The 26718-nt window shown below is 66.4% G+C and carries 24 protein-coding genes; 11 read left to right on the top strand and 13 right to left on the bottom strand.

Annotated elements, in window-relative coordinates; translation table 11 throughout:
* Positions 1-310 precede the first annotated feature (310 nt).
* Positions 311-2275, bottom strand: coding sequence for an acetate--CoA ligase (acs, locus tag P1IM2_RS18675; RefSeq protein WP_186403461.1), 1965 nt, complete (start codon positions 2273-2275; stop codon positions 311-313).
* Between the two features lie 161 nt (positions 2276-2436).
* Between acs and P1IM2_RS18670 the strand changes: the two genes are divergently transcribed.
* Positions 2437-3939 carry an aldehyde dehydrogenase family protein gene (locus P1IM2_RS18670; RefSeq protein ID WP_186403460.1) on the top strand — a complete coding sequence of 501 codons (1503 nt, stop codon included), beginning with the start codon at positions 2437-2439 and terminating at the stop codon, positions 3937-3939.
* A 110-nt stretch (positions 3940-4049) separates the two neighbouring features.
* Here P1IM2_RS18670 and P1IM2_RS18665 read toward each other — a convergent pair whose 3' ends face one another.
* The 3 genes from P1IM2_RS18665 to fsa all read right to left on the bottom strand — a co-directional run bounded on the left by P1IM2_RS18665 (position 4050) and on the right by fsa (position 7186).
* On the bottom strand, positions 4050-5552 hold the full coding sequence (locus P1IM2_RS18665; RefSeq protein WP_260834198.1) for an acetyl-CoA acetyltransferase: 1503 nt from the start codon (positions 5550-5552) through the stop codon (positions 4050-4052).
* A 1-nt stretch (position 5553) separates the two neighbouring features.
* Complete coding sequence (locus tag P1IM2_RS18660; RefSeq protein WP_003052771.1) at positions 5554-6348, bottom strand: enoyl-CoA hydratase-related protein; 795 nt, start codon at positions 6346-6348, stop codon at positions 5554-5556.
* Between the two features lie 187 nt (positions 6349-6535).
* The gene (gene fsa / locus P1IM2_RS18655) at positions 6536-7186 is read right to left on the bottom strand and encodes a fructose-6-phosphate aldolase (RefSeq protein WP_058813215.1); all 651 of its coding nucleotides are present in this window, start codon (positions 7184-7186) and stop codon (positions 6536-6538) included.
* Positions 7187-7390: 204 nt separating this feature from the next.
* On the opposite strand from fsa, the gene radA reads away from it, so the two are divergent.
* From radA to P1IM2_RS18635, 4 genes are read left to right on the top strand one after another with little or no spacing between them, the layout of a single operon-like run.
* Positions 7391-8752 (top strand): DNA repair protein RadA, encoded by a 1362-nt coding sequence (gene radA / locus P1IM2_RS18650; protein WP_186403459.1) that lies wholly within the window; start codon positions 7391-7393, stop codon positions 8750-8752.
* Between the two features lie 10 nt (positions 8753-8762).
* The gene (locus tag P1IM2_RS18645) at positions 8763-9323 is read left to right on the top strand and encodes a CvpA family protein (RefSeq protein ID WP_186403458.1); all 561 of its coding nucleotides are present in this window, start codon (positions 8763-8765) and stop codon (positions 9321-9323) included.
* Positions 9320-9748 carry an iron-sulfur cluster assembly scaffold protein gene (locus tag P1IM2_RS18640; protein WP_186403457.1) on the top strand — a complete coding sequence of 143 codons (429 nt, stop codon included), beginning with the start codon at positions 9320-9322 and terminating at the stop codon, positions 9746-9748. Before P1IM2_RS18645 ends, P1IM2_RS18640 begins: the two co-directional genes overlap by 4 nt.
* Positions 9745-11646 carry a cation:proton antiporter gene (locus tag P1IM2_RS18635; protein ID WP_186403456.1) on the top strand — a complete coding sequence of 634 codons (1902 nt, stop codon included), beginning with the start codon at positions 9745-9747 and terminating at the stop codon, positions 11644-11646. Before P1IM2_RS18640 ends, P1IM2_RS18635 begins: the two co-directional genes overlap by 4 nt.
* 28 nt (positions 11647-11674) lie before the next feature.
* Here P1IM2_RS18635 and aroB read toward each other — a convergent pair whose 3' ends face one another.
* Positions 11675-12778, bottom strand: coding sequence for a 3-dehydroquinate synthase (gene aroB, locus P1IM2_RS18630; protein WP_186403455.1), 1104 nt, complete (start codon positions 12776-12778; stop codon positions 11675-11677).
* Entirely contained in the window at positions 12775-13341 is a 567-nt protein-coding gene (locus P1IM2_RS18625) for a shikimate kinase (protein WP_062901901.1), read from the bottom strand. The genes aroB and P1IM2_RS18625 overlap by 4 nt, the downstream gene beginning before the upstream one ends.
* A gap of 93 nt (positions 13342-13434) precedes the next feature.
* Between P1IM2_RS18625 and P1IM2_RS18620 the strand changes: the two genes are divergently transcribed.
* The 5 genes from P1IM2_RS18620 (at position 13435) to P1IM2_RS18600 (ending at position 18895) form a co-directional block, all read left to right on the top strand.
* A complete protein-coding gene (locus P1IM2_RS18620; RefSeq protein ID WP_186403454.1) occupies positions 13435-13602 on the top strand; it encodes a hypothetical protein in 168 nt (55 codons plus the stop codon).
* Positions 13599-15419, top strand: a complete 1821-nt coding sequence (locus P1IM2_RS18615; protein WP_186403453.1) for a hypothetical protein — start codon at positions 13599-13601, stop codon at positions 15417-15419. Before P1IM2_RS18620 ends, P1IM2_RS18615 begins: the two co-directional genes overlap by 4 nt.
* Positions 15412-16323, top strand: coding sequence for a tyrosine recombinase (locus P1IM2_RS18610; protein WP_058813220.1), 912 nt, complete (start codon positions 15412-15414; stop codon positions 16321-16323). Before P1IM2_RS18615 ends, P1IM2_RS18610 begins: the two co-directional genes overlap by 8 nt.
* Before the next feature lie 9 nt (positions 16324-16332).
* Positions 16333-17280: an acetyl-CoA carboxylase carboxyltransferase subunit alpha gene (locus P1IM2_RS18605; protein WP_003052803.1), complete on the top strand. Its 948-nt coding sequence runs from the start codon at positions 16333-16335 to the stop codon at positions 17278-17280.
* 118 nt (positions 17281-17398) lie between these two features.
* A complete protein-coding gene (locus P1IM2_RS18600) occupies positions 17399-18895 on the top strand; it encodes a M48 family metalloprotease (RefSeq protein WP_409574547.1) in 1497 nt (498 codons plus the stop codon).
* Positions 18896-18980: 85 nt separating this feature from the next.
* Here the strand turns inward: P1IM2_RS18600 and P1IM2_RS18595 are convergent, their stop codons facing one another.
* Together P1IM2_RS18595 and P1IM2_RS18590 are read right to left on the bottom strand one after the other, a co-directional pair.
* A complete protein-coding gene (locus P1IM2_RS18595; protein ID WP_062901905.1) occupies positions 18981-19154 on the bottom strand; it encodes a Flp family type IVb pilin in 174 nt (57 codons plus the stop codon).
* Positions 19155-19290: 136 nt separating this feature from the next.
* Complete coding sequence (locus P1IM2_RS18590) at positions 19291-19470, bottom strand: Flp family type IVb pilin (RefSeq protein WP_186403452.1); 180 nt, start codon at positions 19468-19470, stop codon at positions 19291-19293.
* A 66-nt stretch (positions 19471-19536) separates the two neighbouring features.
* Here P1IM2_RS18590 and P1IM2_RS18585 point away from each other — a divergent pair, with 66 nt between their 5' ends.
* Entirely contained in the window at positions 19537-19965 is a 429-nt protein-coding gene (locus P1IM2_RS18585; RefSeq protein WP_062901907.1) for a (deoxy)nucleoside triphosphate pyrophosphohydrolase, read from the top strand.
* Here the strand turns inward: P1IM2_RS18585 and P1IM2_RS18580 are convergent.
* From P1IM2_RS18580 to ggt, 5 genes are read right to left on the bottom strand one after another with little or no spacing between them, the layout of a single operon-like run.
* A complete protein-coding gene (locus P1IM2_RS18580) occupies positions 19962-21962 on the bottom strand; it encodes a CapA family protein (RefSeq protein ID WP_186403451.1) in 2001 nt (666 codons plus the stop codon). The genes P1IM2_RS18585 and P1IM2_RS18580 overlap by 4 nt on opposite strands.
* 9 nt (positions 21963-21971) lie before the next feature.
* Entirely contained in the window at positions 21972-22394 is a 423-nt protein-coding gene (locus P1IM2_RS18575; protein ID WP_062768938.1) for a VOC family protein, read from the bottom strand.
* A gap of 1 nt (position 22395) precedes the next feature.
* The gene (locus P1IM2_RS18570; RefSeq protein ID WP_186403450.1) at positions 22396-23259 is read right to left on the bottom strand and encodes a dienelactone hydrolase family protein; all 864 of its coding nucleotides are present in this window, start codon (positions 23257-23259) and stop codon (positions 22396-22398) included.
* A gap of 2 nt (positions 23260-23261) precedes the next feature.
* The gene (locus P1IM2_RS18565) at positions 23262-24971 is read right to left on the bottom strand and encodes a gamma-glutamyltransferase family protein (RefSeq protein WP_186403449.1); all 1710 of its coding nucleotides are present in this window, start codon (positions 24969-24971) and stop codon (positions 23262-23264) included.
* Positions 24968-26686 (bottom strand): gamma-glutamyltransferase, encoded by a 1719-nt coding sequence (ggt, locus tag P1IM2_RS18560; protein WP_186403448.1) that lies wholly within the window; start codon positions 26684-26686, stop codon positions 24968-24970. The genes P1IM2_RS18565 and ggt overlap by 4 nt, the downstream gene beginning before the upstream one ends.
* Positions 26687-26718: the final 32 nt, after the last annotated feature.

Here is a 26718-nt window from a genome sequence, read left to right as displayed (position 1 = left end):
AGACCGTTATGAAAAAAATTATTTTGATCGCGATCTGTGCTTCCGTAACATTTGTTCTTCCTGCTTCAGCGCAAACCAATCCTCCTTATATTCCGGGGGGCACCGGATCCTACGAAGTTTACTGACATTATCTTCGATACGAGAATAATATACTGCATCTCACTGTCGGGCGACGACGTAATTTGATTAGCCCCCCTTCATTTTTAGGAAGATTTCTATATCTTTCTTTGAAGGGTGGGTGCTTTGTAGAATAATCTGAATTTTCTTTGATTTCATTGTCTTTGCATATGGTCGCCTATTGGGCGCTGGATTACCTATTCTTCCGCCCTTCGATCAGCCCGTCGACCAGGCTCGGGTCCGCCAGCGTCGACGTGTCGCCGAGCGAGCCGAAGTCATTCTCCGCGATCTTGCGCAGTATCCGCCGCATGATCTTGCCCGACCGGGTCTTGGGAAGGGCGGGGGTCAAGTGGATATGGTCGGGCGTCGCGATCGGGCCGATTTCCGTGCGCACCTGCTGCCGCAGCGCGGCGGCAATCTCTTCGGTCGGCTCGACCCCGGCGTTGAGTGTGACATAGGCGTAGATGCCCTGACCCTTGATGTCGTGCGGGAAGCCGACGACCGCGGCTTCGGCGACGAGATCGTGCAGCACGAGCGCGCTTTCGACCTCGGCGGTGCCCATGCGGTGGCCCGAGACGTTGATGACATCGTCGACCCGCCCGGTGATCCGCCAATAGCCCTCGGCATCGCGGCGGCAGCCGTCGCCGGTGAAATATTTGCCCTTGTAGGTCGAAAAATAGGTCTGGATGAAGCGGTCATGGTCGCCATAGACCGTCCGCGCCTGCCCCGGCCAGCTGTGCGTGATGCACAGATTGCCCTCGGTCGCGCCGCCGACCTGTTCGTCGGCAAGCACCGCGCCATCGGCATCGACGAGCTGCGGCCGAACGCCGAAAAAGGGGCGCCCCGCGCTGCCCGGCTGCATCGGATGCGCGCCGGGAAGCGTCGTGATCATGATGCCGCCGGTCTCGGTCTGCCACCAGGTATCGACGACGGGGATGCGGCCCTTGCCGACGAGCTGGTGATACCAGCGCCATGCCTCGGGATTGATCGGTTCGCCGACGCTGCCGAGCAGCCGGAGCGTCGAGAGGTCGTGGCGCGTCACATAATCGTCGCCTTCGCGCATCAGCGCGCGGATCGCGGTCGGTGCGGTGTAGAGGATGTTGACCCGGTGTTTGTCGACGACCTGCCAGAAACGGTCGTGATCCGGATAATTGGGTACGCCTTCGAACATCAGCGTCGTCGCGCCATTCTGAAGCGGCCCGTAGACGACATAGCTGTGCCCCGTGACCCAGCCGATGTCGGCGGTGCACCAGAAGATTTCACCCGGCCGATAGTCGAACCCGTACCAGAAGGTGGATGCGGTCCACACGCTGTAGCCGCCGACGGTGTGCAGCACGCCCTTCGGCTTGCCCGTCGAGCCTGAGGTGTAGAGGATGAACAGCGGGTCTTCGGCGCCCATCGGCTCGCACGGGCAGTCGGCGCCGACATCGGCCGACAGCGCGTCGTACCAATGGTCGCGGCCTTCGCGCATCGCGACGTCGCCGCCGGTGTGCGCAATCACGAGTACGCCCTTTACGTCGACGCGCTCGAGCGCCTTGTCGACATTGGCCTTCAATGGGATCGTCTTGCCGCCGCGCAGCCCTTCGTCAGCGCAGATCACCCAGTCGCTGCCGCAATCCTCGATCCGCCCGTGGATCGCCTCGGGCGAAAAGCCCCCGAAGATGACGCTGTGGATCGCGCCGATGCGCGCGCAGGCGAGCATCGCCATCGCGCCTTCGGGGATCATCGGCATATAGATGGTGACGCGGTCGCCCTTGCGGACGCCCATCTTCTTGAGCGTGTTCGCCATGCGGATCGTGTCGGCGAGCAGCGCGGCATAGCTGATGTGCCGCACCTCGCCATCGGGGGCGTCGGGTTCGAAGATGATCGCGGTGCGCATCCCATGGCCCGCGGCGACATGGCGGTCGAGCGCATTGTGGCAAAGGTTGAGAACGCCGTCCTCATACCATTTGATGCTGACAGGATCGTAGGACCAGCCCGCGATCTTCGTTGGCGGCATCATCCAGTCGATGCGCTGCGCCTGATCGGCCCAGAAACCGTCGGGATCCTCGATGCTGGCGGCGTAGAGCCGGTCATAATCGGCCGCGCTGCAATGCGTGTTCGCGGCGGCATCGGCGGGCACGGGGACGAAGGGTTCGGAGGGGGGTAGTTCGGACACTGCATCTCTCCTCTATTTGCTATCCCCTTAGCCGTTCGCATCGAGCGAAGTCGAGATGCCCTATCGTCCTTGCGCGCCGTCGTGGTGTCTCGACTTCGCTCGACACGAACGGGGGAGGAGTATTATGCGGCTGCCCGATGACGTGGACGAAAGGACGAAGGATGGCCGGGATCGAGAAAATGACGGCAGGCCTGCTCGATACGCTCGGCGTGGAGCGCGCCTTATACACCCAGGGTTCGATGCCGTCCCATTCACCGCTGACCGGCGAGCAGATCGCGGCGGTCCGGATCGCCGATGCCGCCGACACCGACGCCGCGCTCGCCGCGGCCGGTGCGGCGTTCCGCGCGTGGCGCGACGTGCCCGCCCCCCGCCGCGGCGAGCTGGTGCGGTTGTTCGGCGAGGAACTGCGCGCTGCCAAGGATGATCTTGCGACGCTGGTGACGATCGAAGCCGGCAAGATTCCGTCCGAAGGCGCGGGCGAGGTGCAGGAGATGATCGACATCTGCGACTTTGCGGTCGGCCTGTCGCGCCAGCTTCACGGCCTCACCATCGCGACCGAGCGACCCGGGCACCGGATGATGGAGATATGGCACCCGCTGGGCGTCGTGGGCGTCATCTCCGCCTTCAATTTTCCGGTCGCCGTCTGGGCATGGAATGCCGCGCTAGCGCTCGTCTGCGGCAATAGCGTGGTTTGGAAGCCTTCCGAAAAGACGCCGCTTACCGCCTTGGCGACGCAAGCGATTTTCGAGCGCGCCTTGCGGCGGTTCGGCGACGCGCCCGCGGGATTGTCGCAAGTGCTGATCGGCGGGCGCGAGACAAGCGAGGCGCTTGTCGATGATGCCCGCGTCGCGCTCGTCTCGGCGACGGGATCGACGCGCATGGGCCGCGCCGTGGCGCCGCGCCTCGCGCAGCGGTTCGCGCGCGCGATCCTCGAACTCGGCGGCAATAACGGCGTGATCGTCGCCCCCTCGGCCGACCTCGATCTCGCGCTGCGCGGGGTCGCGTTCGGCGCAATGGGCACCGCGGGGCAGCGCTGCACGACGACGCGGCGGCTGTTCGTCCACGACATCATCCATGACGGCTTCGTCGCCAGGTTGAAGGCGGCCTATGCCAGCGTCGGCGTCGGCAATCCGCTGGAGAGCACCGTGCTGGTTGGCCCGCTCATTGACCGCGCTGCCTATGAGGCGATGCAGGCAGCGCTGGCGGCGGCAAAGGCCGCGGGCGGCGTCGTGCATGGCGGCGATCGGGTCGGCGAAGGCGCGAGCTATTATGTTCGCCCCGCACTCGTGGAAATGCCCGGGCAGGTCGGCCCGGTGCTGGAGGAGACGTTCGCGCCGATCCTCTACGTCATGCGCTACGACGATCTCGACACCGCGATCCGTCTACACAATGATGTGGCGGCGGGACTGTCATCGGCGATCTTCACCACCGACCTGCGCGAAGCCGAGCGCTTCCTGGCCGCGAGCGATTGCGGCATCGCCAACGTCAATCTCGGCACATCGGGCGCCGAGATCGGCGGAGCGTTCGGCGGCGAGAAGGAAACCGGCGGCGGACGCGAGAGCGGGTCGGATGCGTGGCGCCAATATATGCGCCGCGCGACGAACACGGTGAACTATTCCGACGCGCTTCCGCTGGCGCAGGGTGTCAGTTTCGATCTGGGTTAGCAATCCTCGTCATTGCGAGCGAAGCGAAGCAATCTCCAGCTGTCGGCTAGCCCAAGGTCGATAGCTGGGGATTGCCGCGTCGCCTCGCCTCCTCGCAATGACAAGTTTCGTCAGCCTGCCCGCCAGCCGAAGCCTTCGTCGAGCGCCACGATCTGGCCCGCTGCACCGACCGGTTCGGCCTTGCCGTCGGTCAGAAATGCCAGCATCGCCGCATCCTCCACATCGACATGTGCGAGCGTGCGCTCTCCTGCCGGAGTCCGTGCCACCACCACGCCCGCCCTTGGCGCACCGTCACGGCCGTAGAAGATGGTGTAGCTCTCGATCGTTGCCGGCCCCGCATAATCCTCGACCAGATCGGGCACCGGTCCGCGCTTGGCCTCGGCTTCGGCCTGATAGTCGAAATCCTGCGGGAAGCTGGCGGCGGCGATCGGCTCCTTGCCCAGCACGATGCAATGATTGTCGGTGGCGAAGCCGCCATTGGCGAAGAGGAAGCCGTAGCGGCCATCGCGGCGGAGTTTCTCCACCATCGAGACGATGGCGTGGCTCATATAATTGGCGATCGGGCCGCCGCCGAAGGTCAGCCCGCCGAACACCGTAGCGGGGCGGTCGACCGGCCAGCCGAGCGTGCGGCGTGCCATCTTCGGCACGCAAGGGAAGCAGCTGTAGAGTTCGACGAAATCGAAATCCTGCGCGGTCATGCCATTGAGCGCGAGCGTGCGGTTGATCGAGGTTTCCATGCTGACGCTGCCGTTATAGCGGTCGCGGCCGAGGATGCTCGGCGGCTCCTTCGCCGCGGCGCCCATACCCACGTAAATCAGCCGGTCTTCCGCTAGGCCGCGCCGCCGCGCTTCGGCCAGGCTGGCGACGAGGAGGCCCGCGCCCTGATTGACCGACGAATTGGCGACCATCAGCTTGGAGTAAGGAAAGGCGATCGGCCGGTTGCGCTCGTCGACGCGCAGGATGTCGGCAGGCGTTGCGGGCTTGCGGATCCAGGCGCCTTCGTTTGCCGCCGCAACCTCTGAAAAGCGCGACCAGATTTCGGCGCTTTCATCCTGTGCTTCGGCAAGGCTCTGGCCCCAGGCGGCGCGCGTCGCATTTTCATACAGCGGATAGACGTCGACCGGCGCGGCGAGGCCGTGCTTTTGCGCATAATCGGGCTCGCGCCGCGTCGCGACCTTGCGGATCGCGTTATAGCTCTTGTCCTCGCCGCTCTCAGCCTTGGCGGCGCGGCCGGCGGCGGTGCGCAGCGCTTCGGCGCCGACGATGGCCGCGAGCTTTACCTCGCCTGCGCCGATGCGGTTCGCCGCTTCGTTGAGCAGGCGTACCGGCGTGTCGCCGTGTGGCGCCGCCGACTGATAGTTGATCGCCGGGCTGGCGCCGATGGCGGCGGCCAGCGGTTCGGGCAGCTTGCCAAGGCTGTGAAAGCTGATCTGGTCGACGATCGCGAGGCTGTCGATCTCGGCGAGCGGCACGCCGGCGTCTTCGGCGGCGACCCGCAGCGCCGCGACCATCAGCCCGAGCGAGTCGAGCCCTTCGTCGGGGTCGGCGGGGCGGTCGTTGACTTGCCCGACGCCGATGATGACGGGAATGCGCTCGGGATCGGTCATGGCCATGTCAGCGCGCTTTCCATTCGGGTTTGCGCTTTTCGGCAAAGGCGCGCGGGCCTTCGCGCGCGTCCTCGCTGCGCATCAAGGCGCTGCGTTCCAGGGTGTTGTGCTCCCAATAGGGCGCGTCGGCGGCGATGCGGCCGTCCTGGATGCCAAGTGCGACGCGCTTCGATGCCTGCACCGACAGCGGCGCGTTGGCGGCAATCTTGTCGGCGAGCGCAAGCGCGGTCGGCATCAGCTCGGCGAGCGGGACGACATGGTTGACGAGGCCGAATTGCGCCGCGCGCGCGGCAGGGATCGGGTCGCCGGTCAGCATATGCTCCATCGCCAGCTTGCGCGGCATCTGCTGCGCAAGGCGGAAGGCACCGCCCGCAGCGGCGAACAGCCCGACCTTGACTTCGGGCAGGCCGAATTGGGCGTGCTCGGCAGCGACGATGATGTCGCTCATCAGCGCGATCTCGCAGCCGCCGCCGAAAGCGAAGCCGTTGACCGCGGCAATGATCGGCTTCGAGATCGGGTGCGACACCATGCCCGCGAAGCCCCATGCAAGCTGATCGGGGTCCGACGGCGCGAGGCTCTCGCCGCGCGACAGGGCGACGAGGTCGGCGCCGGCGCAAAAGCTCTTGTCGCCCGCGCCGGTGATGACGACGGCGCGGATTTCGGGGTCGTTCTCGGCGGTTTCGAGCGCGGTGCCGATGCCGACGTGGACCGCGGCGTTGACCGCGTTGCGCGCCTCGGGGCGGTTGATCGTGACGATCAGCACATGGCCGCGGCGTTCGGTAAGAATGGTGGTGTCGGTCATCGCGAATCTCTCCCTTTCGGACGAGTATCGCGGGAGGTTGACGTTTACGTCAACTGGAAAGCTGAGCCAAATAACGGTGTGCTCCCGCGAAGGCGGGAGCCCATCTCCGGAAGGTGCCATTTTGAGCCGGCGGGAGATGGATCCCCGCCTTCGCGGGGACACACGACTGTTTCGGGTTTTGTAGGGGTCAGATCGACTGCCCGGTCTTGGCCCAGTCGGCCAGGAAGCCTTCGATGCCCTTTTCGGTCAGGACATGCTTGAACAATCCCTTGATGACCGACGGCGGCGCAGTCATCACATCGGCGCCGATCTTGGCGGCTTCGAGGACATGGATGCCGTGGCGCACGCTCGCGACCAGGATTTCGGTCTCGAAGGCATAATTGTCGTAGATCAGCCGGATGTCGGCGATCAATTGCATGCCGTCGAAACCATTGTCGTCGTGGCGACCGACGAAGGGCGAGACGAAGGTCGCGCCCGCCTTCGCCGCGAGCAGCGCCTGCGTCGCCGAGAAGCAGAGCGTCACATTGACCATCGTGCCGTCGCCGGTCAGCGCCTTGCAGGTCTTGAGCCCGTCGATCGTCAGCGGCACCTTGATGCAGACATTGTCGGCGATCTTGCGGAGGATTTCGGCCTCCTTCATCATCGTTTCATGATCGAGCGCAACGACCTCTGCCGAGACCGGGCCATCGACGAGTGCGCAGATTTCCTTCGTCACTTCCTTGAAGTCGCGGCCCGACTTGGCAATCAGCGACGGGTTGGTGGTGACGCCATCGAGCAGCCCCGTTGCGGCCAGTTCCTTGATGTCGGCGATTTCGGCGGTGTCGGCAAAGAATTTCATGGCGCGGAGCTTTCCTGTGCGAAGGTGATTCGGGTTTGAAGCTGCCGTAAAGCGGTTTGATCGTCATTGCGAGCGAAGCGAAGCAATCTCCAGCCATCGCCTTGCGCAAAGTCGAGAGCGGGAGATTGCCGCGTCGCTACGCTCCTCGCAACGACCGAGAGGAAAGCGCTGGCGTTCCATCTTTGTTCCGATTATGCGATCCGCATGGCCAAAGCGAAGCGTCAATATGTCTGCCAGAATTGCGGGTCAGTCTCGTACCGGTGGCAGGGGCAATGCGCCGATTGCGGCGAGTGGAATACCCTGGTCGAAGAGGCGAGCGAAACCGTCTTTTCAGCCAAGCACGACCTGTCGAAAGGCGGCCGTTCGCTGGCGCTCGAGACGCTGGGCGAGCATAGCCCGATGCCGGAGCGGATGCTGTGCGGCATCGCCGAATTCGACCGGGCGCTCGGCGGCGGCTTCGTCGCCGGATCGGCAACGCTGATCGGCGGCGATCCGGGGATCGGCAAGTCGACCTTGTTGTTGCAAGCGGCCGGGCGGCTCGCGAAGGCGGGCAAGTCGGTCGTCTATATCAGCGGGGAGGAAGCGGCGGGTCAGGTGCGGCTGCGCGCGCAGCGGTTGGGGCTCGGCGACGCGCCGGTCGCGCTGGCGAGCGCGACGTCGGTGCGCGACATATTGGCGACGCTCGACAGCCGCGACGCCGATTTCGTCGTCATCGATTCGATCCAGACGATGCACAGCGACCTCATCGACAGCGCGCCGGGAACGGTGAGCCAGGTCCGCGCGAGCGCGCAGGAACTGATCCGCTATGCCAAGGACGGCGGCGCCGCGATCGTCCTCGTCGGGCATGTCACCAAGGATGGCACGATCGCAGGTCCGCGCGTCCTCGAACATATGGTCGATACGGTGCTGGCGTTCGAGGGCGAGCGCAGCCACCAGTATCGCATCCTGCGCGCGGTGAAGAACCGCTTTGGCGGCACCGACGAAATCGGCGTCTTCGCGATGGGCGAGGAAGGGCTGGGCGAGGTCAGCAACCCGTCGAGCCTGTTCCTGACCGACCGCAGCCGCGACGTGCCGGGATCGGTCGTCTTCCCGGCGCTGGAGGGGACGCGCCCGGTGCTGGTCGAGGTGCAGGCGCTGACCGTGCGGCTGGCGAGCGGCGCGACGCCGCGGCGCGCCGTCGTCGGCTGGGACAGCGGGCGCCTTGCTATGGTGCTTGCGGTGCTCGAAGCGCGCTGCGGGCTCCAGATGGGCGGCGCGGAAGTCTATCTCAACATCGCGGGCGGCTATCGCCTGACCGATCCCGCCGCCGATCTGGCGGTCGCTGCAGCGCTGATTTCGGCGTTCAGCGAGCGGCCGGTTCCTGCCGATGCGATCGTCTTCGGCGAATTGTCGCTGTCGGGCGAAATTCGCCCTGTCGCGCACGACGCGCTGCGCCTGCGCGAAGCCGCGAAGCTCGGTTTTTCAAAGGGCTGGGGGCCGAAGGGGATGAAGGCTGTGAACGGCATCGGCGTTACCGGCTTCACGCGGCTCGGCGAACTCGTTGACCTGATGCTCGGGCGCGACTAGCGACCGGCAGATGGGAAGTCTGACGGCTCTGGATATCATCGTGCTGACGCTGGTCGGTGGCGGCGCAGCGCTCGGCTTTTCGCGCGGGCTGGTGCAGGAGGTGACGACCCTGCTCGCCTGGGTGCTGGCGATCGCGGCGGTGCGCTTCTTTCATCCGGCAGTGACCGAGTTCGTGTCGCGTTGGGTCGGAACCGCGGGCGGAGCGGCGATGCTCGCCTTCGTTCTTCTCTTCGGTATCGTCTTCGGCCTCGCCAAATGGGGTTCGCGCGCGATGGGGCAGCGCAGCCGCGCCTCGATCGTCGGCGGTATCGACCGTGGGCTCGGCGCGGGTTTCGGGGCGGTGAAGGGTCTGTTGATCGCCGCGATCGGCTTCATGCTCGTTACGCTTCTCTATGACATCGGCTATGGCAATACGCAGCGTCCCGAATGGATGGAGCAGAGCCGCACCTATCCCGCACTCAACGCGACGAGCGCCGCGCTGAGCAAGGTGGTCGCCGAACGGCGGGCCGAAGCGCGCGCCGCCGAAAGCACGACCGTGAAGCAGGACGCGCCCGACGCGGCCGCGAAATGAGCGCGCCGCTGTATAACCGCGACATATTGGCGCTGGCAGTCGCCAATGCCGATTATCCGCCGCTGCCCGAGGCGCGCCATCATATCTCGGCGCGCGCGCCGCTGTGCGGCAGCGCGATCATCCTCGACCTCGACGCCGACGAGAGCGGACGCGTGACGAAGGTCGGCCTGCACGTCGAAGCCTGCGCGCTGGGGCAGGCGTCGGCGGCGCTGGTCGCACGCCACGCGCCCGGCCGCGCGCTCGGTGACATTCGCGCTGCGCGCGACGCCATCGCCGCCTGGTTCGCGGGCGAGGGCGCTATGCCCGACTGGCCCGGCTTCGATCTGCTCGCGCCGGCGCGCGACTATCCGGCGCGGCAGGGCGCTATACTGCTGCCTTTCGATGCCGCCATCGCCGCGCTTGAGGATGACGAGGTGACGGCATGACTTTTCTCCTCGCGGCAACGGCGCCCGCCGTCACCGAGGTGGCGGCGCGCACCCCGACCGATACGCTGTTGTTCGAAGGCGCGGTGCTGCTGGGCGTTGCGACGTTATTCGTCTTGATATTCCGCCGTTTGGGGCTCGGCGCGGTGCTCGGCTATCTGATCGCCGGCGCGCTCGTCGGGCCGCACGGTCTGGGTCTCGTCGGCGGCGGCGAGTCGAAGCTGCAAATCGCCGAGATCGGCATCGCCTTCCTCTTGTTCCTCGTCGGCCTCGAACTGCATCCGCGGCGGCTTTGGCAACTGCGCCGCGCCATTTTCGGGCTCGGGCTGGCGCAGGTTGTCGTCACCGGGCTGCTCCTGACCGGGCTGATCTTCGTGACGCTGGGCTTCAGCCCCGCAGCGGCGCTCGCGCTTGGCCTGCCGCTCGCGCTGTCGTCGACGGCGCAGGTGCTGCCGAGCCTCAAAAGCTCGGGCCGGATCAACTCGCCTTTCGGCGAGAAGGCCTTTTCGATCCTGCTCTTTCAGGATCTGGCGATCGTGCCGATGATCACGATCATCGCCGCGCTGTCGCGGGCGCCCGCCGACCCTTCGGCGCCGCCGGGCACGCTGTTGGCGCTTTATACGCTGCTCGCCATCGCGGGGCTGGTCCTCGCCGGCCGGTTCGTCGTCAATCCGCTGCTGCGTCTCGTCGCGCGCTATGGCGAGCGCGAACTGTTCGTCGTCGTCGGCCTGCTCGTGGTGCTGGCGAGTTCGGCGCTGATGCACAGCCTCCATGTCTCGACGGCGCTGGGTGCTTTCGTCGCGGGGGTGATGCTCGCCGATTCGCCATATCGCCACGAGATCGAGGCCGATGTCGAGCCGTTCCGCCTGATCTTGCTCGGCCTGTTCTTCCTGGCCGTCGGCATGGTGCTCGACGTCAATGTGATCCTCGCCGATCCGCTGCGCGTTCTGCTGCTCGCGGCGGGTCTGGTTGCGGTCAAGGTCATGGTGCTGACACTGCTCGTGCGTGCGTTCGGCAAATCGTGGAAAACCGCGCTCGGCCTCGCGCTGTTGCTCAGCCAGGGCGGCGAGTTCGGTTTCCTGCTCTTTACCCAGGCCGCCGACGCGCTGCTTATCGCGCCCGAGGCGGCGAGCCTGTTCAGCGCGGTGGTAACACTGTCGATGGTATCGACGCCTTTCCTGATGCTGTTCGCCCGCAACCTCGAATTCTCGCCCGATCGCGATGGCGACGAACTCGAAGGACCCGACGATGCGCCGCGCGGCTCGGCGCTCGTCATCGGCTATGGCCGCTTCGGCCAGATCGTCGCGCAGATGCTCCACGCGGTCGATTGTTCGGTCACGCTGATCGACAAGAAGCCGAGCCAGATCGAATTGTCCGGCCGGTTCGACACCAAAGTCTATTTCGGTGACGGGCTGCGGCTCGACCTGCTTCGTCGAGCGGGCGCGGAGGAGGCGCGGGTCATCATCTATTGCATCGACGACGCCACGGTTGATACCGAAGTATTGCGTCCGATCGTCGAAGCCTTCCCGCAGGCCAAGATACTGACGCGCGTTTTCGATCGGCGCCAGTTGATGGCGATCGAGGGCGCGGGAACTGCAGGCGCGGTGCGCGAGGTTTTCGAAAGCTCGATCGCGTTGGGGCTCATGGCGCTCGAAAAGCTCGACGTCGATCCGCGCCAGATGGAAGATGTCGAGGCGGCGCTGCGCCAGCTCGACGCGACGCGCCTCGCCGCGCAGATGGACGAAGGCGACCTCGCGGCGGGCAAGGATCACCGTTTCAAGCCCGGCGGCGGCCGCGAGTCGGCAAGCGTGCTGGAAAAATTACGCCAGCGGCGTCAGGAGGCAAAGGCCGCCGCGCGCGACGAGGAAGCGATGCAGGCGGCCGACCCCGAGTCGGCGTGACGCGTCTGCTAACCGAGGCGTCTGGCGCCTAAGCCGCCTGCGCGTCGAGAAATTCCGCCACGCTGTCGAGCCCATATTCGTCGGTGACGAAACTCTGCCCGATGCCGCGCGTCAGGATCAGCGGCAGTTTGCCGCCGCGCACCTTCTTGTCGTGCGCCATATGCGCCGCAAGCGCCGCGCCGCCGGTATTGATACCCGCGCTGGCGAGACTGTGCGGCAGGTCGACGCTCGCCAGATGCGCGCGCACCCGTTCGGCATCGGCAGCGGAGCACAGGCCCTTCGCCGCCGAAAACCGATGCGCGAGGACCATGCCCGCCGCAACCGCTTCGCCATGCAGCAGCCGCTCTGAATAGCCCGTTTCGGCTTCGAGAGCGTGGCCGAAGCTGTGGCCCAGATTCAGCAGCGCGCGGATATCCTGCGTCTCGCGTTCGTCGGCGGCGACGATCCGGGCCTTCGCCGCGACGCTGTGCGCGATGGCATAAGCGCGCGCGGCGGTATCGCCGGCCAGCAGCGCGGCGCCGTTCGCCTCGCACCAGGCAAAGAAGTCCGCATCGTCGATCAGGCCATATTTGACGACTTCGGCATAGCCCGCACCGAGTTCGCGGCGGGGGAGGGTGGTCAGAGTCGCGGGGTCGATCACGACCAGCGCCGGCTGGTGAAAGGCGCCGATCAGATTCTTGCCCGCGGCGACGTTGATCGCGGTCTTGCCGCCGACGCTGCTGTCGACCTGCGCGAGTAGCGTCGTCGGCACCTGGATGAAGGCGCAGCCGCGCTTGACGATGCTGCACGCAAAGCCGACGAGATCGCCGATCACGCCGCCGCCGAGTGCGATCACATGGTCGCTGCGTTCGACGCCTTCGCCGATCAGCCATTCGGTCAGCCGCGCAAGACCCTCCCAGCTTTTCGTTGTTTCGCCTGCGGGCAGGACGAGCGAGGAAAAGGAAATGCCCTCTGCACCCAGCGCGGCACCGACCTTGGCCAGATAGGCATCGGCGACATGGGTATCGGTGACGATCATCGTGCGCGGACGCTTTAGCAGCGGGGCGACATGCGCGCCCAATTCGTCGAGCAGCCCCTCGCCGATCAGGATCGGATAGCTGCGCGCGCCGAGTTCGACGGTCAGTCTGGTCATTGCGGCTTCCATTGCGACAGCGCCTCCAGGATCGCGCGCACCGTATGTTCGTGCGGATTGCTTGCCGAGCTGACGCGGATATGCGCCTCGGCATAGACGGGATTGCGGACCGCGGCGAGTTCGCGCAGCACCTCACCGGGGTCGCGGTTCTTGAGCAGCGGGCGATGGCTGCGGCGCCCGACGCGCTCGACCAGGGTCGCAACGTCGGCATCGAGCCAGATGCACAGGCTTTTGCCCAGGATCAGTGCGCGCGTCTCGTCGTTCATGAAGGCGCCGCCGCCCGTCGCGAGCACCAGCGGCCGACCGGCGAGCAGGCGCGCGATCACGCGGCGTTCGCCGTCGCGGAAATGCGCTTCGCCGAAGCGCGCGAAAATGTCGGATATCGTCATGCCGGCGGCGCGTTCGATCTCGTCGTCGGCGTCGGCGAAGCGCATGCCGAGGCGCTGCGCCAGGCGGCGGCCGATCGTCGATTTGCCCGATCCCATCAATCCGACGAGCACGATCGGCCGCGCGCGAATTGCGGGCGCGATGTCCGGGGCCGGGCTTTTCGGGTTTCGCGACATGGTGCGCGCGGCTATACCGCAGGAAGCGCGCGGAACAATGATTTTGCTGCGCCGCGCAAATTTGGGTCGAGCCGGCACGGGTGGCACAGGATATTGCGCGTAACGCAAGGATCGGGAAAAGGGCGCTGGGTCGCCGGGATTTTCGCCCTGGCGCTGCTGCTGGCGTTCGGACTGTTCCTCTATTGGCTGGGACGACCGATCGAGGCGAAGATGATTGAGGTGGACGTGACCGACAAGATTGCCGAAAGCGCGGCACAATGACAAAGAAAATGCTCGCGCTGACCCTTGGATTGTCGGGAACCGCACTCGCGGCTGCGCTCGTGCTTCCGGCGGTCGCGCAGGAATCGCTCTTGCCCGAAGGCTTTGGCAAGCCCGCCGACACGCCGGCACCGCGCCCGGCGCCGACGCCGTCGCCGACCCCGGCGCCCTCTTCGACCGCAGCGCCGAAGGGCGAACCCGCTGGTGCGACGCCCCTTGCGCCGCCAGCCGTCGCGACGCTCGACGGCGGCGACACCGACGCGGGCGATGAGGCCAGCGATGGCGAGGAAGGCACGTCGGGCCAGCTCAAATACGACCTGCCGCCCGGCGCGCGCCGGCTGTTGACGCGGGTCGGGCCGCTGACGCCCGAAACCGGCGGGATGGCGCCCGATGCCTTCGGGGTGCGCGGCCAATATGCGGCGGCGATCATGCGCAGCATGCGCGGTCAGGTCGCATCGCGCTGGGGCCAGATATTGCTGCGCCGCGCGCTCGCGTCGGCGATCGACACGCCCGATACGATCAACGGCGCCGACCTTGCCGCCGACCGCGCGGGGCTGCTCTTGCGGCTCGGCGAATCGACCACCGCGCGGATGATCGTGCAGTCGGTCGATTATGACCGCGCGACCCCGCGGCTCGTCGCGACCGCGCAGCAGACCTATCTGGCGAATGCCGATCCGTCGGGGCTTTGTCCATACGTCCCCGCGGGGCTTGCCCATGGCGACGAACAAAGCTGGCGGCTCGCCGCGGCGATGTGCGCCGGGATGTCGGGCGAGGCCGGACCCGCGGGCTGGGCGATCGGCCGGGTACGGTCAAGCGGCAAGATTAGCAATTTCGACATTCTGCTCGCCGAACGCGTACTCGGCGCAACGGGCGCCGGCCGCCGTTCGACAACGATCGAATGGGACAACGTCGGGCGCCTGACCAGCTGGCGCTTTGGCCTGGCGACCGCGACGGGAATCGACATTCCGGCACCGCTGCGCGCCACGGAGGCCGGTTCGATCCGAAGCTGGACGGTGCTCGCGCCGATGACCCCGATGGGCGACCGCATCGCTGCCGCTCCCTATGCCGCATCGCGCGGCGTGCTATCGAGCGAAGCCTACGTCTCGCTGCTCAGCGCCGCGTCGAGCGAGGAGGAGCCCCCCGAAGCGCTCGCGGCGCAGACCGATCTGCTGCGCAGCGCATTCAGCGGCGCCAATGCCTCCGATCGCTATACCGCGATGGAGGAATATTGGTCCGCGGGCACCGGTGCGACGGCGCGCTATGCCGCGCTTGTCGCAACCGCGCGAGCCGCCGCCGCGCTGCCCACCGGCGCCGATGTCGGCGCCGATCCGTGGCAGTTGCTGGGATCGATGCTGACCGCGGGATATGACAATCGCGCGGTGCAATGGGTGTCGAAACTGTCGGTCGGCGGCCACGGGTGGGGCATCATGGCGGTCGGGTCGCCGCGCCCGCTGACTGGTGTCGGCGCCGGGTCGATCGGCAGCTTCGCCAGCGACGACGACAGCGCCGAAACCTTGCGGTCGAAATTCTTGCTCGCGGGTCTCGCGGGCCTCGGCCGCATCGACGCCGGGCAGGCGTCATCGGCGGCCAGCGATCTGGGGGTCGATCTGGGCAAGCAGACGCGATGGACGCGTGCGATTTCCGAAGCCGCCCAGCGGCGCGAACCCGGCATGGTTGCGCTGCTTGCCGCGGCCGGGATGCAGGGCGAATGGGGCAAGATACCGCCCTATCACCTCTATCATATCGTCCGGGCGCTCCACGACGTCGGGCTCGACGCCGAAGCCCGGATGATCGCGGCCGAAGCGCTGGTGCGTGTCTGACGCGCGCCTGATCGACCGCTTCCTCGAGATGATGTCCGCCGAACGGGGGGCATCGCGCAACACCATCCTCGCTTATCGCCGCGACCTTGAACAGGCGGCCGAACTGGTGCGCGGTTCGCTCGGCGACGCCGACGCCGCCGCGCTGCGCGCATTGATGGCCGCATATCGGACGCTGGCGGCGAGCAGCGCTGCACGCAAATTGTCGGCGCTGCGTCAGTTCTTCGCCTTTCTGGAGGATGAGGGCGAGCGCACCGACAATCCGGCGCTCGACATCGCGCGTCCCGCCACGCGCCGTCCGCTGCCGCGCATTCTGTCGCACGATGATGTCGACCGGCTGTTCGCGCAGGCTAGCGAGGAGGCAGCGGGGGAGGCAGCGCCCGCGAACGCCATGCGCATGCTGCTGCTGCTCGAACTGCTCTACGGCTCCGGACTGCGCGCGAGCGAACTGGTGTCGCTGCCGCGCCGCGCGGTCGCCGGCGAGCGGCAATTTCTGATCGTGCGCGGCAAGGGCGACAAGGAACGGCTGGTGCCGCTGTCCGACCGGGCGCGCGAAGCGCTCGATCGCTGGCTGCCGCTGCTCGCCGATGGAACACCCTGGCTGTTCCCGTCGGGCAAGGCGCATGTCTCGCGCGTACGGCTGTTCCAGATGCTGCGCGAATTGGCGGCGCGCGCCGGGGTCGATCCCGCGGGGGTCAGTCCGCACGTCCTGCGCCACGCCTTCGCCACCCATCTGCTGGAGGGCGGGGCCGACCTGCGCGCGTTGCAGATGATGCTGGGCCATGCCGACATCGCGACGACCGAAATTTACACCCATGTCGATAGCCGGCGGCTGGTCGAGCTGGTCAACCGGCGCCATCCGCTGGCGCAGATGCGGGCCGTTGACGTTGCGGCGCCTTCGGCCTAGCGCTCCCCTATGACAGCCTTTCTCGATTTCGAAAAACAGGTCGCCGCGCTCGATCGCCAGATTGCCGAATTGCGCGAAATGGGGGACGATCCGTCGCTCAATATCGACGGCGATATTGCCCGGCTGGAGGACAAGTCCTCGAAGATGCTGCGCGATATCTATGCCAAGCTGACGCCCTGGCAAAAGACGCAGGTCGCGCGTCACCCCGACCGGCCGCATTTCAAACATTATGTCGCGGGTCTGTTCGACGACTGGATGCCGCTCGCGGGCGATCGCAACTTCGGCGACGATCAGGCGATTCTGGGCGGCCTCGCTCGCTTTCGCGGTCGGCGCGTGATGGTGATCGGGCATGAGAAGGGCGACGATATTCCGTCGCGCATGAAGCATAATTTCGGCATGGCGAAGCCCGAAGGCTATCGCAAGGCGATCCGCCTGATGCAGCTTGCCGATCGTTTCGGCTTGCCGGTGGTAACGCTGGTCGACACGTCGGGGGCCTTTCCCGGCATCCAGGCCGAAGAGCGCGGCCAGGCGGAAGCGATCGCGCGGTCGACCGAACAATGCCTTGCGCTCGGCGTGCCGATGGTCGCGGCGATCGTCGGCGAAGGCGGTTCGGGCGGCGCCATCGCGCTTGCCGCCGCTAACCGCGTGTTGATGTTCGAACATGCCGTCTATTCGGTGATCTCGCCCGAAGGCTGCGCGTCGATCCTGTGGCGCACCGCCGACAAGGCGCCCGATGCGGCAACCGCGATGAAGATGTCGGCGCAGGATCTGCTGGGGCTGAAGGTCATCGATCGTATCGTGACAGAGCCCGTCGGCGGCGCGCACCGGGCGCCCGAAGTGGCGATCCAGTCGCTCGGCGATGCGCTCGCGCAGGAACTCGACGGCTTGCAGGGCCAGTCGCGTGAGCGGCTGCGTACCGACCGCGAAGACAAATTCCTTGCGATGGGGCGCGCCTGAACGGAACCGCCCGCGCCTGCTTCGCGTTCGACTCCCGACCGGCGGGCGTCCCATGACCGCTTGCCTTGATCCCGCGACGGGATAAGCCGGCGAGAACGGACCAAAGGGAGGCAAATCGATGACGAAACGGATCACGGCGCGGCTGACGATGCTGCTGGCGGCAACGGCGCTGGTCGGTGGCGGGGTGGCCGAAGCACAGCTCAAGGCAATCCGCACCGCGACCAGCATCTCGCCCGCCGAGCGCAAGCAGGGCGATGAGGCGCATCCGCAACTGCTCGCCGAATTCGGCGGTGCCTATGCAGGGCCGCAGGCCGCCTATGTGAACCGCATCGGTCAGAATATCGCCGTGCAATCGGGCCTGTCGCGCAGCCCGAGCGACTTCACCGTGACGCTGCTCAATTCGCCGGTGAACAACGCCTTCGCGATCCCCGGCGGCTATGTTTACGTCACGCGCCAGCTGATGGCGCTGATGAACGACGAGGCCGAACTCGCCGGCGTGCTCGGCCACGAAGTCGGCCATGTCGCTGCGCAGCATAGCAAGAAGCGCCAGTCGGCGGCGACGCGCAACACCATCCTCGGCGTCCTCGCGTCGGTGCTTGGCGGCGCGATCGGCGACAATGGCGGGCTGCTCGGCGGGCTCGGCGGCCTGTTGCAGAATAATGCGATGCAGGTGGCGCAGCTTGCGACGCTGGGCTTTTCGCGCTCACAGGAACTCGAGGCCGATCAACTCGGCGTCCAATATCTGAGGCGCGCGGGCTATGATCCGATGGCGCTGTCGACGATGTTGGCGAGCCTTGCGAACCAGACCAACCTCGAGGCGCGACTGTCGGGGGGCGACGCGCGGTCGTTGCCCGAATGGGCGAGCACCCATCCCGATCCGGCGTCGCGCGTGCGCAATGCGCAAACGCTCGCCTCGCGGGTCGGCACCGGCGGCGTGCGCAACGCCGACGCTTTCCTCGCGTCGGTTGATGGCGTGCTCTATGGCGATGACCCGGCGCAGGGCGTGGTCGAGGGCAGGGACTTTCTGCATCCCGACCTGCGTCTGCGCTTCACGGTCCCGAACGGCTTTGCAATGCAGAACGGCACCAGCGCGGTGTCGATCAGCGGCAACGGTGGGCAGGCGCAATTTTCGACCGCGGCGTATAGCGGTGACATGACCGCCTATATTGCCAATGTGTTCAAGGCGGTTGCGGGCGACGCCAAGATCACGCCCGGCACCGTTCAGCGCACGACGGTGAACGGCATCCCCGCCTATTTTTCGTCGGCGCGCGCCAATAGCCAGTCGGGACAGGTCGATGTGACCGTCTTTGCCTATGAATTTGCACCCAACAGCGCCTTTCACTTCGTGACCTTGGCCAAGGCCGGCGGGTCGGGCGTCTTCAACCCGATGTTCGGAAGCGTCCGGCGGTTGAGCGCAAGCGAGGCTGCTGCGATCCGGCCGCGACGCGTCGATGTGGTGACGGTGAAAAGCGGCGACAGCGTCGCGGCGCTGGCGAAGCGCATGGCCTACAGCAATTATCAATCGGAGCGGTTCCAGGTGCTCAACCGCCTGCCGGCCACGAGCCGGCTCGCTCCGGGGCAAAAGGTAAAGCTGGTCGTCTACGCCAATCGCTGACGATCCGACGCAAAAAAGGGCGGTGGCTTGGCCACCGCCCTTTCCTGTTTGATCTCCATCGCCGAAGCGGTGGATGTCGGCTCGATTAGGTGCCGGCGTTCTTCAGACCGCTGTCGACCTTTTCGAACGTGCCCTTGACGCTCGTGCCGACGTTGCCCATCACGGTGATGCCCGCGACGGCGATGAGAGCGGCGATCAGGCCGTATTCGATGGCGGTCGCAGCCTGATTGTTGCGAACGAGCTTCTTGAAGAATTTCATGTCTGGTCTCCTGACAAGTCACTTACCCTGTTGACGGTCTGGTCGTGGTCAACGGAGCAAGATTAGGATCAATTGGTTTTGAATTTCTTAATGCCGACGCGCCGAAATGCTGTTTCCGGAGTCCCGTTTCAGCACATCAGGTTCCATCCATCGCTGCGACGGATTTTTCCGACACGTTGGTCCACATCGCGTTGGTCGATTTGCCGACGGCGGTGATGGTGACGATCGCGGCCAGAAAGATCAGCGCAAGGATAAGGCCATATTCTACGGCTGTGGCGGCCCTGGTCGACCGCAGCAGCCCATGAAACTTGTTCATTGTTCCGCCCCTGACTGAAGTTATAGTTCCCGAGGATCGGGAAAGTGTCACAGGAAGGTTAACAATTTGGCCGCATCGCAGGGCGGAAATACCGCGTCCGACAGCCTCGTGGTGGTCGCCGCGGCGCTGGTGGATCGCGACGGACGCTTGCTGGTTCAGCAGCGCCCCGAAGGCACGTCGATGGCGGGGCTGTGGGAGTTTCCAGGCGGCAAGCGCGAGGTCGGCGAAACCCCCGAGCAGGCGCTTGTACGCGAACTTGCGGAGGAACTGGCGATCGACGTCGATCATAGCTGCCTCGCGCCCGCTTGCTTTGCGAGCGACATGCTCGGCGATCGGCATCTCCTGCTGCTGCTCTATGTCTGCCGCAAATGGCGCGGTACCCCGGTGGCGCAGCATGCGACCGCGCTGCGCTGGGTGCGGCCGGTCGAGCTTTACGCGCTCGATATGCCGCCCGCCGACAAGCCGCTTATCGGCCTCCTCGAAGCGCTGATCTAGCGGCTGTAGGAGCGGCCGGGCGCCGGCGGTTCGCCGTTCGCCGGTTCGTCCCATGCGACGAAGGCGATATCGTCGATCTGTACCGGCTTTCCGTCGATTTGCAGCAGCGGACGCAGGGGCAGTTCCTCGTCGCCCGGCGCAAGGTCGACGTCGAAGCGGAAATCGGTCCATGCGCCGCCGGTCAGCGCGGCCGTGCCGATCGGCTGCCGCGGTGCGCTTTCGATCGCCTTGGTCATGCCGCTGCCCTTCGGTTGCAACTGGACGAACGCCGCTAGCGTCGCGGCGCTATCGCTGCGCGCGCGGCCGACCAGCGTGTAGCGGCGCGCATTCCCGTTGCGGAAGAATGTCGTCGGCGCAACGGTGGCCGATGACGCCGCCGCGTCGGGACGCAGCGCGAGCGCGTGCCCGCCGCCAAAGCCGCCGCCGACGAAATCGATGCTGCCATTCTCGCTTGTCCAGCTCCGGTCGGTGGCGTCGTCGTACCGCGCTGCCTCGAAATCGCCGCGCAGGATCAGGTCGCGGCCGGTCATCGCGCCGGTGGCGGCGGCGCATGGGGCGGCCGGGTCGAGCGCATAGCGGTAGGCGATAACCCCGAAAATCGACGTCGCGGCGCATTCGCGCGGCGGCGCGGGCTGCCGCTGCGGGGTGATGACGCCATGTCCGCCGGACAGGGCGATCCGCGTACCGCGCTCCGCCGACAGGTCGATGATGCGGTGAAGCGCCGCCTGGCGGATCGCGCCCGTCGCCGGAACGGGACGATAGTCGAGGAGCTGGATCGGCAGAATTTCGGCGCGAAACAAGGTGCCGCCGTCCATCCAGACTTTCAGCGCATAGGTCGCTTGCGTTTCGGGGAAATATTGGTCGAAGACGAAATTGCCGAGCGAATAGGCGATCAGCCGCCCCTTATAGAGTTCGAGCCCGTGCGACACATGCGGGTGATGCGACACGACCAGCACCGCGCCCTCGTCGATCGCCAGCTTCATCCGCCGCTCGCTGATGTCGGTGGGGCGGTCGCTATATTCGCTGCTGCCGTGGTACTGGACGATGGGCATGCGCCCGGCTGCGACTTCGCGGGTGACGGCGGTCTCGATATTCTCGTCGCTGCCGAAGGCGGCCCCGCCCTTGGCGCCTTCGGCGACCTGATTGGGTTCGACGCGTCCCTTCCAGCCGACGAAACCGAGCATCGCATAGGGCTGTCCACCAACCTCGATGCGGGCAGCCTTCAGTGCTTCCGCTTCGTTTCGGCCGGCACCCGACCAGGGGAGTTTCGCCTTGTCGAGCGCCGCCAGTGTCGAGGCAAGGCCCGGTTCGACATAGTCATAGACATGATTGTTGCCGAGCGTGACATAATCGATCCCGGCATCGGCGAGCACCTGCGCCGCATCGCGGTGGGTGTAGAAGACCACCGTCTTGTCGGGTGCGTCGCCCAGATCCTCGGCCGCGAGTACCGTCTCGAGATTGACCGAGGCGAGGTCGGCGCCCGCGAAATAGGGACGCATCGGTGCGAGCAGCCGCGCCATGTCGGCGGCGCGGGTCGCCGGATGGATCAATGTGCGTTCGCCCCAGATCGGCTTTTCATAGCGGCGCGCCATCATGACATCGCCGCCGAAGAAGAATTCAACGCGGCCCGGCGCGCGCGCCACGACTTCGAGCTGCGGCAGCACGCGCTTGCCGTCCTTCGCGCCCAGTTCGGCGGCGGCGAAGGCGAAATCGGCGTCGAAGATCGCCGGACCGCGCAGGCTGATCCGGTAATCGGCGGCGTCGGGCAGCGATGCCGCAAGGCTGCCATCGCGCGCAATCGGCACCGGCTGGCCATTGATGCGCGCTTCTATCGCCTGGACATCGACCGTGCCCCCGACGACCGCGACCGTTCCGTCGATGCCGCGGATCGACGCGGGCGCTTCGGCGGCTGCGGCGAGAGGTGCGGTGAGTGGCACGCCCGCGGCGAGCGCGGCGGCGGCGCCCAAATGTCCCCAGAAACGCATCGGTCGCGCCATCACAAATCCTTATTTGGCGAAGAGTTGGTCGAGATCGGCAAAGGCCTTGAACTCGAGGGCATTGCCCGCCGGATCATGGAAGAACATCGTCGACTGTTCGCCCGGCTGGCCGGGAAAGCGCGTGTGCGGTTCGATGACGAAGCGGACGCCCTGATCCTGGAGCCGCGCCGCGAGCGCGCGCCATTCGTCGGGCGGCAGGACGACGCCGAAATGCGGGACCGGCACATCATGGCCGTCGACCGGATTATGGCCCGCCACCGCATCGCGCCGCGCGACCCGGTGCGCGACGATCTGGTGCCCATAGAGGTTGAAGTCGATCCAGTCGCTGTCGCTGCGCCCCTCGGGGCAACCGAGGACGGTGCCATAGAAATGCCGCGCCGCGTCGAGATCATCGACGGGAAAGGCAAAATGAAAGGGCGTAAGCTGAGCCATATCACTCATCCTTCAAATTTTTCGCCAGAAAGGCGAGGACGTCGCTTTCCGTCGCCGCCTTGGCTGCGGCATTGGCGGCAACCGACTGACGCGATTCGGTGGGGGTGTCATAGCCGTGCGTCGCGCCCTTGAAACTGGTCAGGGTGATGTCGCCGCCCTTGTCGCGACTGCGCGCGACCAGCTTTTCGCACGAGGCGGGCGACACCTCCTCGTCGGCGGAGCCGATGAAAACGCGCACCGGCGCGTAGGGGCGATAGCCCTGCTTGTCGAAACGGCGCTTGAGCCCGCAGCCGGGGTAAAGGGCGATGCCGATGCGAAAGCCGATCTTGCGCATGTCGCCGGGCTTGTCGTCGGCCATGGCGGCGAGCGTCGCGCTCGCGCCGTTCGACCAGCCGAGCAGCGCGACGCGCGTACCCGCCACATCGGCGCGCTGCTGAAGATAGCGCAGGGCGCCATAGGCATGGAGCGGGCGGTAGGTGACCTCGTTCACTTCGGCGGGGCGATCCTTGTAGGTGCCGGCGCGGAAGCCCGTCGGATAACCAAGCGGACCGAAGTCATCGACCATCAGCGCCACATAGCCGCTGCGCGCGAGCAGGCGCCCCCATGCCCGGTGCCGCGATGCGAGGGTCGCCGCATCATATTTCCCCTTGGCAAGCGACGAATAGGCGCCGGCGCGTCCGTGCATCATCACAACGGCGGGCGATTGCGCGGGGGCATTGTCCGCCTTGAAGACATAGCCCTTGATCATCGTCTTGCCGTCGCGGCTGGGGAATTCGACCGCTTCGACCGACACGCGCTGCGCAGCCGCGGGAACGGCGAGGATCATGCTGGCTGCAAGCGCCGCGAGCGGGATGAAACGCATCATCGTCATTTCCTTTCGAGCGTGATCGTTCGCGCAACGCCGTCGCGGCGCGGGTCGGCGGCGCCATCGAAGCGGCCATCCCGGATCATGACGCCGTGGAGTCCCGAATCCTCACCCGATCCGGCACGGACTTCGACGCCGCGCCGCGCCATTTCGGCGCGCATTGCGGGCGGAAAGCGGCTTTCCTCACCCGCGAAGGTTGCGCCGCGCGCGACCAGATTGGGGAGCGCGACCGCCTTTTGCAGCGGTAGTCCCCAATCGATTACGCCGACCAGCGCCTTCGACACATAGGCGAGGATCGCGTTGCCGCCCGGCGACCCGATCGCGCCGGCAAGGCTGCGGTCGCGGTGCAATATCACGAGCGGGGTCATCGAAGACCGCGGCCGCTTGCCCGGCGCGATGGCATTGGGACCAGTGGGGACGAACGAAAAGTCGGTCATCTGGTTGTTCAGGAAAAAGCCGTCGACCATGCGCCCCGACCCGAAATAGCTTTCGACCGTGGTGGTCATCGACACCGCATTGCCGTCGCCGTCGATGATCACGAAGTGCGAGGTGCCCGGAACTTCATCGGTGGCGTCTGCCGCCGCGACGATTGCACCGGGCGGGGTTCCGGCAGACGGCGGCGGCCCGGCCCGGTCCTTGATGAGCGCGGCGCGGGCAGCGACATAGGCGGGATCGAGCAGCCCCCTGACGGGGACGTTCGGCACATCGCCGACATAGGCGTCGCGGTCGGCATACATCAGCCGGCTCGCTTCGGCATATTCGACCCAGGCGACCGGATCGTCGGGGCCGCGCGCCGCGATATCGCTATGTTCGATCATCGCCATAAGCTGCAGCAAGCCCACCCCGCTCGACGGCGGCGGCGGCGCGCAGAGCAGATAGACGCGATAGCCATTGCACAGCGCCTGCCGGACCACGGGGCGATAGCCGGCAAGATCGGTTGCGGTCATGCTGCCCGGCAAGGCGCCTTCGTGCAGACGCGCGACAATGCGCGCGGCAGTGGCGCCGCGATAGAGGGCGTCGGCGCCCTCGGCGGCAAGGCGCTGGACGAATGCGGCATAGGCGGGATTGCGCAGCGTGTCGCCGGCGCGAACCTTGCCGCCATGTCCGTCGCTGAAATACCGCACCACATCGGGCGCGCTCGCCTGCGGATAGGGGCCATGAACGAAGCGTTCGAGGCGAGCGGTGACGGTGAAGCCTTCGCGTGCCGTCCGCTCGGCGCTGCCGAAGAGGTCGCGCCAAGCCAGTTTTCCGCGGTCGTGCTGCGCCATTGCCAGCATCGCCACCGCGCCCGGCACTCCCGTCGCGCGGCCGCTGAGCACCGCGGTCCGGAAGGGCAGCGGTTTGCCGCCCGCATCGAGGAACATGTCCGGGGTCGCACCGGCGGGTGCGGGTTCGCGCCCGTCATAGACGGTGACGCCGCGTGTGGCGGCGTCATAGTAGACCATGAAGGCCCCGCCGCCGAGTCCCGAGCTTTGCGGTTCGACCAGCCCGAGCATCGCCTGGACTGCGACGGCTGCATCGACGGCGTTGCCGCCGCGACGCAGCACGTCGAGCCCCGATTCGACCGCGAGTGGATGCGCGGCCGCGACGAACGCCTGTTCGTCGGCGGAAGAGGAAGGAGCGGGCGGCGGAGCGACCGTTTGCGGCGGCGCGACCGGCGCGCAGGCCGCGAGCAGGCCGGCGGCGAGCAGGATCAGGCGGCGGCGCATCATGGTTCCACCGCCAGCGCGCCGGGGCGCCGCGGATCGGCGGCGCCGAGGAACAGGCCCTTTTCGATCATGATCGATTGTTCGCTGCCCATTGTCTCATCGCTGGTGATCGGATGGCCCATCGCCTTCAGCGCGGCGACGGTGTCCGGGTTGAAATTGGGTTCGACGCGCAGCGTGTCGCTCGCACCCTGATAGATGCGCGGTTGGTGCGTCGCTTCGGCGATGTTCATGCCATGATCGATGACGTTGACGAGAACCTGCACGACCGAGGTGATGATCGTGCTGCCGCCGGGGGTTCCGGTGACGATCCACGGCGTGCCGTCCTTCATCACGATCGTCGGCATCTGCGTCGACAACATTCGCTTGCCCGGCGCCATCGCGTTGAGCGGTGGCGGTGTCCCGGTTCGCTGGGCCTCCCAGGCCTGTTCGTGACTGAAATTGTTCATCTCGTTGTTGAGGAGGATCCCCGTTCCCGCGATCATCACCCCCGATCCGAAGTCCGAACCGAGCGTGAAGGTCGTCGAGACGACATTGCCGTCCTTGTCGGCGACCGAGAAATGCGTCGTCGAGGGGCTTTCGTAGCGGAGCGGATCGCCGAAAGGTATGGCGTCGATCGGCTTGGCGCGCGCAGGGTCGATCAATTTCGCGCGCTCGGCGGCATAGGCTTTCGAAATGAAACCGCCGACCGGCGCGGTGACGAAGGCGGGATCGCCCAGCGCGCGGTAGCGGTCAACATAGCCGAGCTTCATCGCCTCGGCCATCACATGCAGCGACGCCGCCGAATTGGCGCCCATCGCCTTGATGTCGAAATGTTCGAGCTGGTTGAGGATATTGAGCAGCGTTGCCCCGCCCGCGCTCGATGGCGGCGCGGTGTAGATGGTGTAACCGCGGTAGCTGCCGACCAGCGGGGCGCGCTCCTGCGGGCGATAGGCGGCGAGGTCGTCGAGCGTGATAAGCCCGCCATGCGCCCTCATGTCGGCGGCGATCCGGCGCGCGACTTCGCCCTTGTAAAAGCCGTCGGCGCCATGCTGCGCGATCTCGCCCAGCGTCCAGGCGAGGTCGGGGCGCTTCATAACCTCGTCCTTTTGATACAGGCTGCCGTCGGGCTTGTAGAAGGCGGCCTTGCCCGCCGCGCTCTTCGACAGCCGATCCTTGCCCCAGCTGAAAACGAAAGCCTCGTCGGCGCTCAGCCGGACGCCGTCGGCGGCCAGCGCGATGGCGGGAGCGACAATCTTGTCCCACGACAGCTTGCCCCATTTGCGATGGGCATAGTCGAAACCCGCGACCGTTCCCGGCACCGCGGGCGCCAGATAGCCGTAGCTCGCGACCGCGCGCTCCTTGCCGCGATTGTCGACGAACATGGCGGGGGTCGCGGCGCGTGGGGCGACCGAGCGGAAATCGATCACGCGCACCTCGCCCGAGGCGGCGTCATAGACGCTCATATAGCCGTCGCCGCCGATATTGCCCGCGCGCGGCAGCGTAACCGACAGGGCAAAGCCGACTGCGATCGCGGCATCGACGGCATTGCCGCCTTCGCGCAGGATCTTCGCGCCGACCTCGCTGGCGATGGCGTTCTGGCTGACCACCATGCCGCGCGTCCCCACCGTCGGCGAATGGATCGACGGATATTCGAGGAGGTGGCGGCTCTGCGCGGCGAGCGGCGCCGGAAGCGTCAGCGTCAGCGCGAGTGAAGCGGCGATCAGGCGGCGGAAGATCATCGGCGGACCCTTTTCTTATTCTCTGACGGCCG

This window comes from Sphingopyxis sp. P1IMeth2 (genome assembly GCF_900185685.1).
GTDB classification, from domain to species: Bacteria; Pseudomonadota; Alphaproteobacteria; order Sphingomonadales; family Sphingomonadaceae; genus Sphingopyxis; species Sphingopyxis terrae_A.
The sequence above is the reverse complement of the archived record's forward strand: the minus strand, read 5'-3'. Positions and strand labels throughout refer to the sequence as shown.